The 12227-nt window shown below is 39.2% G+C and carries 9 protein-coding genes and 1 tRNA gene; 8 read left to right on the forward strand and 2 right to left on the reverse strand.

Annotated features, from left to right (window positions below; genetic code table 11):
- The first annotated feature begins 3 nt into the window (after positions 1 to 3).
- From uvrA to whiA, 4 genes are all read left to right on the forward strand, one after another.
- Positions 4 to 2871 carry an excinuclease ABC subunit UvrA gene (uvrA, locus tag ACLHK8_RS09445; RefSeq protein WP_057772849.1) on the forward strand — a complete coding sequence of 956 codons (2868 nt, stop codon included), beginning with the start codon at positions 4 to 6 and terminating at the stop codon, positions 2869 to 2871.
- A gap of 201 nt (positions 2872 to 3072) precedes the next feature.
- On the forward strand, positions 3073 to 3966 hold the full coding sequence (gene rapZ / locus ACLHK8_RS09450; protein ID WP_057772851.1) for an RNase adapter RapZ: 894 nt from the start codon (positions 3073 to 3075) through the stop codon (positions 3964 to 3966).
- Positions 3963 to 4973: a gluconeogenesis factor YvcK family protein gene (locus tag ACLHK8_RS09455; protein WP_057772853.1), complete on the forward strand. Its 1011-nt coding sequence runs from the start codon at positions 3963 to 3965 to the stop codon at positions 4971 to 4973. The genes rapZ and ACLHK8_RS09455 overlap by 4 nt, the downstream gene beginning before the upstream one ends.
- Positions 4974 to 5033: 60 nt before the next feature.
- Positions 5034 to 5963 (forward strand): DNA-binding protein WhiA, encoded by a 930-nt coding sequence (gene whiA, locus ACLHK8_RS09460; protein WP_057772855.1) that lies wholly within the window; start codon positions 5034 to 5036, stop codon positions 5961 to 5963.
- A gap of 66 nt (positions 5964 to 6029) precedes the next feature.
- Here whiA and clpP read toward each other — a convergent pair whose 3' ends face one another.
- Both clpP and ACLHK8_RS09470 read right to left on the reverse strand, forming a co-directional pair.
- On the reverse strand, positions 6030 to 6626 hold the full coding sequence (gene clpP / locus ACLHK8_RS09465) for an ATP-dependent Clp endopeptidase proteolytic subunit ClpP (RefSeq protein WP_057772857.1): 597 nt from the start codon (positions 6624 to 6626) through the stop codon (positions 6030 to 6032).
- 437 nt (positions 6627 to 7063) lie between these two features.
- Positions 7064 to 7135: transfer RNA gene (locus ACLHK8_RS09470), tRNA-Arg, on the reverse strand.
- Positions 7136 to 7201: 66 nt separating this feature from the next.
- Between ACLHK8_RS09470 and rpoN the strand changes: the two genes are divergently transcribed.
- From rpoN to ACLHK8_RS09490, 4 genes are all read left to right on the forward strand, one after another.
- Complete coding sequence (gene rpoN, locus ACLHK8_RS09475) at positions 7202 to 8536, forward strand: RNA polymerase factor sigma-54 (RefSeq protein WP_434520318.1); 1335 nt, start codon at positions 7202 to 7204, stop codon at positions 8534 to 8536.
- A gap of 201 nt (positions 8537 to 8737) precedes the next feature.
- Entirely contained in the window at positions 8738 to 9766 is a 1029-nt protein-coding gene (locus tag ACLHK8_RS09480; RefSeq protein WP_057772861.1) for a sugar-binding transcriptional regulator, read from the forward strand.
- 67 nt (positions 9767 to 9833) lie between these two features.
- A complete protein-coding gene (gene gap / locus ACLHK8_RS09485) occupies positions 9834 to 10856 on the forward strand; it encodes a type I glyceraldehyde-3-phosphate dehydrogenase (protein WP_063696834.1) in 1023 nt (340 codons plus the stop codon).
- 131 nt (positions 10857 to 10987) lie between these two features.
- Positions 10988 to 12190 (forward strand): phosphoglycerate kinase, encoded by a 1203-nt coding sequence (locus ACLHK8_RS09490; protein ID WP_057772865.1) that lies wholly within the window; start codon positions 10988 to 10990, stop codon positions 12188 to 12190.
- Positions 12191 to 12227 lie beyond the last annotated feature (37 nt).

Raw genomic sequence — 12227 nt, forward strand, 5'->3', positions numbered from 1 at the left:
GATTTGGCAAACGATAAAATTGTCATTCATGGTGCACGAGCACATAATTTAAAAGATATTGATGTAACCATTCCAAAAAATAAAATGGTTGTAATCACAGGCTTATCAGGTTCAGGAAAAAGTTCGTTAGCCTTTGATACCTTGTACGCTGAAGGCCAACGACGGTATGTTGAGAGTTTATCAGCATATGCGCGTCAGTTTTTGGGACAGATGGATAAGCCAGATGTTGATTCAATTGATGGATTAAGTCCGGCAATTTCGATTGACCAAAAAACGACCTCTAAAAATCCCCGTTCCACGGTGGGAACTGTGACGGAAATTAATGATTACTTACGTCTTTTGTGGGCCCGGGTTGGTCATCCTATTTGTCCCAATGATGGGACACTGATTACGAGTCAATCTGTGGAACAGATGGTTGATAAGGTATTGTCGCTCCCAGAACGCACCAAGCTCCAAATTATGTCACCAATTGTGCGTGCTAAAAAGGGACAGCACAAGAAAATCTTTGAAAAAATTAAACGCGAAGGCTTTGTGCGCGTTCGGGTCGATGGCGAAATTCATGATATTGAAGAAGAGCTTGATCTCAACAAAAGCAAAATGCATACCATTGAAATTGTGATTGATCGAATTGTGGTTAAGGACGGAATTCGCTCCCGTTTATTTGACTCATTTGAAGCTGCTTTGCGTTTGAGTGGTGGGTATGCCACTGCTGATTTGATCAATGGTGAACCAATCTTGTTTTCTGAGCACTATTCTTGCCCAGTTTGTGGGTTCACAGTGGGCGAATTAGAACCGCGGTTATTCTCCTTCAATGCACCATTTGGAGCCTGTCCTGATTGTGATGGATTAGGTGTAAAGCTTGAAGTTGATATGGATCTGGTTGTGCCAGACACAAGTAAAACTTTACGAGAAGGTGCCTTGGCGCCTTGGAATCCAATTAGTTCACAATATTATCCAAGCTTATTAGAACAAGCTTGTGATGCTTTTGGAATTGATATGGATACGCCGTTCGAAAAACTTAGCAAAGCGGATAAAGATTTTGTCCTTTATGGATCAAAAGGTAAAACATTTCATTTTCATTATGAAAATGATTTTGGTGGTGTTCGCGATGTTGATGCCGAGTTTGAGGGCGTGATTGAAAACGTGGATCGTCGTTATCGAGAGACTAACAGTGATTTCACACGTGACGTAATGCGTGGTTACATGCGTGAATTGACCTGTCAAACGTGTCACGGTTATCGTTTAAACCGCAAAGCGCGAAGTGTTAAAGTTATGGATCAGCATATTGGTGAAGTTTCCAGTTTGCCAATTAATGATGCGATGGACTTTTTTAATCATGTCGTTTTATCTGAACAAGAAAGTGCCATTGCCAAACCAATTTTAAAAGAAATTCGTGATCGGCTAACTTTTCTTAAAAATGTTGGTTTAGAATACTTAACTTTAAGTCGCGCGTCCCGGACTTTATCGGGTGGAGAAGCTCAACGAATTCGATTGGCTACTCAAATCGGATCTAATTTATCTGGTGTTTTGTATATTTTGGATGAGCCTTCAATTGGACTACATCAACGAGATAACGACCGGTTAATTGGATCATTAAAGAAGATGCGTGATCTTGGGAACACATTAATTATTGTCGAACATGATGAAGATACCATGCGAGCGGCGGATTACTTAATTGATGTTGGTCCCGGTGCTGGTGATAATGGTGGCAAAATTATGGCTGCTGGAACACCTGAAGAAGTTGAAAAGAACCCGGCTTCGCTAACTGGCCAATACTTAGCTGGTAAAAAATTTGTGCCAGTTCCTTTAAAAAGGCGTAAAGGTAATGGTAAGAAGATTACAATTAAAGGTGCGTCTGAAAACAATTTAAAGAATATTAATGTGGATTTTCCCCTTGGCAAATTTGTAGCTGTAACCGGTGTTTCCGGATCGGGAAAGTCGACACTTGTTAATATGGTTTTAAAACGCGCTTTAGCACAAAAATTAAATCGTAATTCTGAAAAGCCAGGCAAGTATCGATCAATTTCTGGTGTAAAAAACATTGAAAAAATTATTAACATTGACCAAAGCCCAATTGGGCGGACTCCAAGAAGTAATCCGGCAACGTATACAAGTGTCTTTGATGATATTCGTGGGTTATTTGCGCAAACCAATGAAGCCAAATTACGTGGGTATCAAAAAGGTCGTTTTAGTTTCAATATCAAAGGTGGCCGCTGTGAAGCATGTAAAGGCGATGGAATTCTTAAAATTGAAATGAACTTTTTACCAGATGTTTATGTTCCTTGTGAGGTTTGCAAGGGAAAGCGGTATAATTCAGAAACCCTTGAAGTGAAATACAAAGGAAAGAGCATTGCGGATGTTTTAGAAATGACCGTTGAAGAAGCTTTGAACTTCTTCGAACCAATTCCTAAAATTCGGCGTAAACTGCAAACCATTGTGGATGTCGGCCTTGGTTATGTCCAAATGGGTCAGTCTGCAACGACATTATCTGGTGGGGAAGCGCAACGGATGAAGCTTGCTTCTGAACTGCATAAACAATCTGCAGGGAAGAGTTTCTACATTTTGGACGAACCAACTACTGGTTTGCATACTGACGATATCAAACGTTTATTGGAAGTTTTGCAGCGATTAGTAGATAAAGGCAATACCGTTTTGGTTATCGAACATAATCTGGATGTCATTAAAACGGCTGACTATTTAATTGACCTTGGACCAGAAGGCGGGGCCGGCGGTGGTTCAATTGTCGCAACAGGTACACCTGAACAAGTTGCTGAAGTAAAGGAAAGTTATACTGGGCAGTATTTAAAGCCGATTTTAAAACGTGATAAGAAACGGACTACAGAAGTTTCTTTGACTGACGCAAAAGCCTAATAAAAAAATCGAAATCACCTCGACTATTAAAGAAGGTGTTTCGATTTTTTTGTAATTTAAATGGCATGGAGGATTTTTTCATAGAGCAAGGCGTAAATTTAATTACCTGTCATAACTTAAGACAGCTTTAAATTTGGCGCGAAGCTTAAAATGAAACACCCGGTGTGTTATAATGAGCTATCATGAACGGGGGATATTTAAATGACAGATGAAAAAATGCAATTAGTCATTGTAACCGGAATGAGTGGAGCTGGGAAAACAGTTGCCATGCAAAGCTTTGAAGACCTTGGCTTTTTCTGTGTGGATAACATGCCACCCGCACTCTTACCTAAGTTTTGGGAATTGGTTAAAGAGTCTGGGAAGATTAACAAGGTTGCCTTGGTTGTGGATTTAAGGTCACGTGCTTTTTATGACCAAATTTTACACATGCTTACGGATGAGGATTCAGAGCCAGCTACAATTGATTCTCAAATTCTTTTTCTAGACACATCCGATAAGGAATTAATTTCTCGCTATAAAGAAACACGTCGTTCGCATCCGCTAGCAATGGATGGCCGTGTGATTGATGGTGTGCGTAAGGAACGAGAACTTTTGGCCCCAATCCGTTCAAATGCGCAATATGTGATTGACACCACTTCAATGACACCGCGTGAATTACGAGAACAGATTTTTGAGAATTTTGGTACAGAAGGTGCAACAGGGAAATTCCATATCGAAGTGGTTTCTTTTGGTTTTAAATATGGGCTCCCAATTGATGCAGATATCGTGATGGACGTTCGATTCTTACCTAACCCTTATTATGTGCCAGAGCTAAAGAGTAAGTCTGGCTTAGACGATGCTGTGTACAAGTATGTGATGGAACAACCTGTTACTGAAAAATTCTATAATCATTTTATTTCATTATTAAAATATGTAATGCCTGGTTATCAAAAAGAAGGCAAGTCGACAGTCACAATTGCAATTGGCTGTACAGGCGGTCAACACCGGTCTGTGGCGATTGCAAAGCGTGTTGCTGAAGATTTGGAGTCCGACTATACTGTTCATATTCAACATCGTGATATGAACAAGCGAAAGGAAACTGTGAATCGATCATGACAAAGAAACATGCGGCAAAAAATCGCCCTAAATTTGTGGTGATTGGTGGTGGGACTGGTTTACCGGTCATCTTAAAAAGCTTAAAAAAACAAAATGCAGACATCACAGCCATTGTTACAGTCGCTGATGATGGGGGGTCCTCAGGCGTCATTCGAAACTACGTCAACGTTGTGCCCCCTGGCGACATTCGTAATGTGATTGTGGCGCTTTCTGATTTGCCAAAACTAGAACTCGATATTTTTCAATATCGATTTAAAAGTAATGATAGTTTCTTATCTGGACATGCAATTGGGAACCTAATTATTGCGGCTTTATCGGAAATGAAATCGGGAATTTTTACTGCGGTCCAGGAACTTTCCGAAATGATGAAGGTTGATGGTCATATTTACCCAGCCTCAGATGAACCGCTTGTGCTTCATGCCGAATTTAGTGATGGCAGTCAATTGGCAGGAGAGTCTGAAATTACTGCCGCCCATAAAACAATTAAACGAATTTGGGTAGAGCCAACCTCTTGGAAGGCGAATGAAAAGCCACATGCTGTTCAAGAGGCCATTGACGCTATTTTAGATGCGGATGAAATCGTGCTTGGACCCGGAAGCTTATTCACGAGCATTCTCCCTAATCTGATGATTTCAAACATTGGGGATGCGGTTTTAAAAACCACAGCAGAGGTTGTGTACATTTGTAACATTATGACTCAAAAAGGCGAAACGGATAACTTCACGGACTCCGATCATGTTCGGGTGTTGAATGAGCACTTGGGACAAAATTTCGTCGATACTGTGCTCGTAAATACAGCTAAGGTACCTGATGACTACATGGATTATGATCGTTACGACGAGTATTCTACTCAAGTTGGATCCGATTTTAAAGGCTTAAGAGCTCAAAACTGTCGGGTGGTTTCCAATAACTTTCTTAGTTTGCGCGACCACGGAGCTTTTCATGATGGTGATCGGGTGGCCGAAGAATTGTTTAATATGGCAGGAAATCCTAAAGCCTGTGACTAAACAGTGTGTTTTGAAGAATTGTTAGCAAGAAAAATTATAATTTAGAAGGAAGGGATTTTCGTGTCGTATGCAAGTGAAGTAAAAAAAGAGCTAACTGGGATTGAAGTCCATCCTGAAAATGCAAAAGCTGAATTGATGGCTCTTATTCGCATGAATGGTTCAATTAATTTGGTTCATCATCAGTTAGTGTTAAGTGTGCAAACCGAAAATCCCGCAATTGCGCGACGAATTTACACACTATTAAAGGATTTTTACTCTGTTGAAGGGGAATTAATTGTTCGTCGCAAAATGAAGCTCAAGAAAAATAATCTTTATATTGTCCGTTTGATGACAAATGCCCAAGCTATTCTGGAAGATTTATCTATTTTAACGAATGGTTTTCAGATTAATGAGAAAGTGCCTGATGATTTACTGACAACTGAGGGTGAAATCCGTTCTTATTTAAGAGGTGCATTTTTGGCTGGAGGATCAGTTAATAATCCTGAAACAAGTCGATATCACTTGGAAATTTATTCTTTATATGAAACACACAACGCAATGTTGACTGAATGGATGAATCGATATCATTTAAATGCGCGTTCGACTGAGCGACGTAGCGGATATATTGTCTATTTGAAGGAAGCGGAACGAATTGCGGACTTCCTATCTTTAATTGGAGCAACCAATTCGATGCTGAAATTTGAGGACGTTCGGATTCTTCGTGATATGCGCAATTCTGTTAATCGGCTTGTAAATTGCGAAAATGCTAATTTGACGAAAGTTGCTAACGCTTCGAGTAAACAAATCAATAACATTAAATATATTGATGAAATGGTAGGAATTAATAAATTACCACCAAAACTTCAAGAGGTTGCGCGAGTTAGATTGGATAATCAAGAAGTCAGTTTAAAGGAATTGGGCGAGTTGATTCCAAGTGGTGCAATTTCAAAATCGGGGATTAACCATCGACTACGAAAATTAAATGAATATGCAGATAAATTACGTGCGTAGAGTCTGTAAACAAAAAAAGACACCGAGTTATAAAAACTCAGTGTCTTTTTTTGAATATCTGAAATGTTACTTCTTTAAATCTTCGTTATTGGCCATAATTCCGTCAATCAAGCCGTAATCAACAGCTTCTTGAGCTGTAAAGTAATGATCACGCTCGGTATCACGATTAATAACTTTCAATGGTTGACCAGAATTGTCAGCCAAGATTTGGTTCAATTGTTTACGTGTCTTTAGAATTTCTTCTGCGACAATTTCAATTTCAGTTTGTTGTCCTTGAGCACCACCAGATGGCTGATGAATCAACACTTCTGAATGAGGTAAAGCAAAACGCTTGCCCTTTGTACCAGACGATGCCAATACACTAGCCATAGATGCAGCCATCCCCATTACGATTGTTTGAACATCAGATTTGATGAAGTTCATTGTATCGTAAATTGCAAGGCCGGCAGTTACAACACCACCGGGAGAGTTGATATATAGGTAAATATCTTTCTCAGAGTCTTGGGCATCAAGAAACAAAAGCTGGGCAATAATTGAGTTAGCAACGTCATCATCGATAGCACCGGAAAGCATAATGATTCGATCCTTCAACAAACGGGAATAGATATCATAAGCACGTTCGCCACGTGATGATTGTTCAATAACTGTTGGAACTAAGTTCATAACTTAGTAGCCTCCCTTTAAATTTAATTTTTTATTTTATTAGTTCATCACTAATATAGTAATAGCTTAACGCCAAGGTCAAAAAAGGTCAAACAATTTTACTCGCTTTGAATCTTTTTTTGATTAATCCCCTTAATACTAGCTTCCATCAAGCATCACAGTGGCATGATACAAGGCCTGAGAACATGTTTCTAATCTTTTTCACTTTTGTGTGGTGGATGGTAAAGGTAGTGATTTGTTCTAAAAAAGAGCTGAAGATAATCAGCTCTAAATAAGGTTTATCTTTATTTTGTAAAATGTGGGCAACTATTGTTTTTAAATGATTTTGTTTGACATCTAATAACTAGTGTTTAATAATTAGAAGACTATGAACACCCTTTCAACAGTGACGAAACAACATTTTTGAAAAGGCTAAAATAATTTTGGGTACAAAAAAATGCGCCATGCGGGAGTCGAACCCGCGTCTCAAGAACCGGAATCTCACGTGCGATCCACTACACTAACGGCGCAAACTACCTTTTAATTTTACTGTATTCACTTTAAAAAAACAAGCTATTTAAAAAGAGGTGATCTACTTGGCTATTCAACAGGGCCTACATCAACATCAAAAACAAGCTCAACGGTTAGCAATGACCCAGACGTTGCAGCAATCGATTCAAGTTCTACAATATAATGTTGAAGAATTACAAAATTTTTTGAACCAAAAGGCGTTGGAAAATCCATTAATTAATGTGTCAACTAGTCGAGAAGATCTACCAATTAGTTCGCAGTCCAGATCATCTTCACAATCAGTTGATGAAAATTATATGAATCAAATTCCAAATGACAGTCATCAATCCTTGTTTGAATATTTACTTGATCAGATTCATCTCACACTGCGAGATACTCCCTTACGGAATTTAGTTTTATTTTTACTTGAGTATATTGATCAAGATGGCTACTTGGACATTTCACTTGAAGACGCGATGGAAAAAACCGGGAGTAACAAGGTTGATATGGTGGATGCTGTAACGTTAATTCAGCAACTGGATCCGCCGGGCGTTGGGGCGAGAAATTTGCAAGAGAGTCTTTTACTTCAGGCTGAGAGCGATGATTGGGCACCAAAAAATGCGATCACGCTTTTAAAGGAAAATTTTGAGGAGTTAGCAAATAAAAAATGGGCCTTAATTGCTAAGCAGCAAGAAATGACTTTGGCAGAGATTCAAGAAATTTTTGATTATATCCGGACCTTAACCCCGAAGCCAGGCGCTCGTTTTAATGACGAGGGTCCTCAATATATTTTTCCAGATTTGATTGTGGAAAATGAGGAGGGAGAACTTAGTATTCGAATGTCGCGATCGGCTAAACCTGCCGTGCATTTCCAACAACGTTATTTTCAAAAGATGTTACAACGAAAAGATAGTGAAGTAACGGACTATGTCAAAGGGAAAAAGAAAGAGTACGATTGGATTTCTCGAAGCTTACAACAAAGAGAAAACACAATTTTACGGGTTGGAAGAGTTTTAGTTGAACATCAACAGGCTTTCTTCCTTGAAAAGACCAAAGAATTGAGGCCGCTGCTGTTACAAGATGTGGCCTTGAAATTGGGTTTACATGAATCCACAATTAGTCGGGCAGTCAATGGCAAGTATTTACAAACGCGCTTTGGTACTTTTGAACTTAAATCATTTTTTAGTAGCGCTGTGGCTAAGACAGATGCATCACCAGAAGGCTTATCGGTTGATACAGTGAAGCAGTTATTGCAGAAGTTTATTCATGAAGAGGATAAGCGTAAACCATTATCTGATGCAAAAATTGTTAAACAATTGGCAGAACGTAAGATTGAGGTTTCTAGACGGACAGTTGCAAAATATCGAGAAAGTTTGAATATTCCGTCATCATCGGCACGAAAGCGGTATGAAGCAGATTAGAGGGTTGGTTAAGAAAACGTTTAAGATTGCATAGGGGTTTGAGTTGCAATGAAGAGCGGCTCCTGATATAATTCAATATGTAAGTGAGTGGTATACAACCGAAAAATAACTTGATTAGGTGTATGCCAATTATTTTGAATTTGTCGGGTCGTTCAATGACACATATGGACGACTTACGTCCCAATTGGGAGCAGAGAGATCATGCAAAATGAGCTAAAATGGCTAGAAGCAATCGCACCAGACATGATAGACGTTTTTTTAAAACGTTTCTCAGTCTTACGATCAATTGCCCTGATGGCTCCAATTGGTCGTCGTGGATTGGCCATTCATCTTAATATGAGTGAACGAGTCTTACGAACACATACTGATATGTTGAGGCAGTTGGGGATGATTCAAGCTTCCCCAGCAGGGATGACATTGACTAAGGAAGGCCGTTCTGCTTTAAACGGTTTAAGTAATATGGTCGATGGCATGTTAGGTTTACAACAATCGGAACGGGAACTAGCACAGATTCTTAATATTGATCGTTGTTTTATTATTTCTGGAGATAGTGATCATCAAGATCGCGTTCTTGATGGAATGGGAACAATTCTTAACGATACACTTGCAAAAATGTTACCAGAGGGTAATAATGTAATAGTGGTGATGGGCGGAAATACAATGGCACAAGTTGCTAAAGAATTTTCTCCAGAATTATCCACTAAACGACAACTTACCTTCGTTCCTGGTCGTGGTGGTATGGGTCAATCAATTGCTATGCAAGCAAACACAGTTTGTTCAATCATGGCGGAACGTACACATGGTGAAAGCCAATCAATGTATGTCCCAGAAAAATTGAGTGAAAAGAGTTACCAGCCATTACTGGAAGAACCGAGTGTTCAATTGGTCTTACAACTAATTGAGCAAAGTAATGTTGTGATTCACGGAATCGGTCGCGCCGATGAAATGGCTGAACGCCGAGAAGTTGATCCGAAGATTTTGCATCTTTTACAAAAAAAGGAAGCAGTTGGAGAAGCTTTTGGTTGTTTTTATAATCAGCAGGGCGAGATCGTTTATCGGGTGCCTCGAATTGGTTTACAGTTCGAACGTATCAATTCAATCGATCATGTTTTGGCGGTTGCAGGTGGGCATACAAAAGCTCAGGCAATCCGTTCTTACATGAAATTAGCACCTCACCAGACGTATTTGGTTACTGATGAAGGTGCCGCAAACTTGATTTTAAAAAAGTAATGTTTTTAAACATCACTTTTTAAAATAAAAATTATTTTTTTTGATTCCTAAAGGAGGAAATCTTAGTATGACTGTAAAGATTGGTATTAATGGTTTTGGACGTATCGGTCGTTTAGCTTTCCGTCGCATCTATGAATTAGGCGCAAAGTCAAATGATATTGAAGTTGTGGCTATCAATGATTTGACAAGTCCAGCAATGTTGGCACATTTATTGAAGTATGACTCAACACATGGCACTTTCCCTGGTGAGGTTAGCGCGACAGATGACTCCATCATTGTTGATGGCAAGAAATACCGTGTTTACGCAGAACCTAAAGCACAGGATATTCCATGGGTTAAAGCTGATGGCGTTGACTTTGTTCTTGAATGTACAGGTTTCTATACATCAAAAGCAAAGGCACAAGCTCATTTGGATGCCGGCGCAAAACGTGTTCTGATTTCTGCTCCTGCTGGTAATGATCTTAAGACTGTTGTTTACAACGTTAATGATGACGTTTTAACTGCAGATGACAAGATTGTTTCTGCTGGCTCATGTACAACAAACTGTTTAGCACCTATGGCTTACTTCTTGAACCAAGAATTTGGTATCAAAGTAGGTACAATGACAACAATCCATGCTTACACAAGTACACAAATGTTACTTGATGGACCAGTTCGTGGTGGTAACTTACGTGCAGCTCGTGCTGCTGGTGTTAACACTATTCCTCATTCAACTGGTGCTGCTAAAGCTATTGGTCTTGTAATCCCAGAATTAGTTGGTAAATTACAAGGACATGCACAACGTGTTGGTGTTGTTGATGGTTCATTAACTGAATTAGTTGCAATCTTAGGCAAGAACGTTACAGCTGACGAAGTTAATGCTGCAATCAAGAAACATACAGAAAACAACGAATCATTTGGTTACAACGAAGACGAAATCGTATCTAGTGACGTTATCGGCACAACATACGGTTCAATCTTTGACCCAACACAAACTGAAGTTACAAGCGCTGGAGACAATCAATTAGTTAAAACTGTTGCTTGGTACGACAACGAATACGGCTTCACTTGCCAAATGGTACGTACTTTATTGAAGTTTGCTACTCTCTAGGATTAAATTAATTTAATCTTTTAAGTTTGCAGGTTTCAAAACCGTCTAACGGTTTAAGGCGGAGGGAGGCAAACTTCCTCCGTCTTTTTTTATTGATAATACATTAATTTCTTAAATTAGGAGGAATAACTTTGGCTAAATTAACAGTTTCTGATTTAGATGTTAAAGACAAAAAAGTTTTAATGCGTGTGGACTTTAATGTTCCCGTAAAAAATGGTGTAATCGGTGATGATAACCGTATCGTTGCTGCATTACCAACTATCAAATACATCATCGAACATGATGGTAAAGCAATCTTGTTCTCACATCTTGGCCGTATTAAGACTGAAGACGACAAGAAAGCATTAACAATGCGTCCAGTTGCTCAACGTTTGTCAGATTTATTAGGCAAACCTGTCACATTTGTACCTGCAACACGTGGCAAACAATTAGAAGATGCAATTGCTGACATGAAAGATGGCGATGTTCTCTTATTCGAAAACACTCGTTTTGAAGATCTTGATGGCAAGAAGGAAAGCGGTAACGACCAAGAACTTGGTCAATACTGGGCTTCACTTGGCGACGAGTTTGTAAACGATGCTTTTGGTACAGCACATCGTTCACACGCTTCTAACGTTGGAGTTGCTACAGCTATGAAAGCAGCTAACAAACCAGTTGCTGCTGGATTCTTAATGGAAAAGGAAATCAAATTCCTTGGAAATGCTGTTGATAATCCAAAGCATCCATTCGTTGCTATCTTGGGTGGTGCTAAGGTTTCTGACAAGATTGGTGTCATTGATCATTTGCTCGATAAAGCTGACAAAGTTATTATCGGTGGTGGTATGACATATACATTCTATGCTGCTAAAGGCATGAAGATTGGTACTTCACTTGTTGAAAAAGACAAGGTTGCTTTAGCTAAAGAAATCTTAGATAAGGCTGGAGACAAGATTGTGCTTCCTTCAGACAGTGTTGTTGCTGAAAAATTCGATAATGATGTACCTCATAAGGTGGTTGAAGGAGATATTCCTGATGGCTATATGGCACTTGATATCGGACCTAAGTCAATCAAAGAATTCAAAGATGTTCTTAAAGATGCTAAGACGGTTGTTTGGAATGGACCAATGGGTGTATTCGAAATGAGCAACTATGCTGAAGGAACTCTTGAAGTTGGTAAGTTCTTGGGTACATTAACAGATGCTACAACAATTGTTGGTGGTGGTGATTCAACTGCTGCTGTTAAACAACTTGGTGTTGGCGATAAGTTAACACATATTTCTACTGGTGGTGGTGCTTCACTTGAGTACCTCGAAGGCAAGGAATTACCAGGAATTGCTGCAATTTCAAACAAATAAGTTTTATAACAGGATTGAATTGAAATTCAATTCTTTT

It is taken from the genome of Pediococcus sp. M21F004 (assembly GCF_051122535.1).
GTDB classification, from domain to species: Bacteria; Bacillota; Bacilli; order Lactobacillales; family Lactobacillaceae; genus Pediococcus; species Pediococcus inopinatus.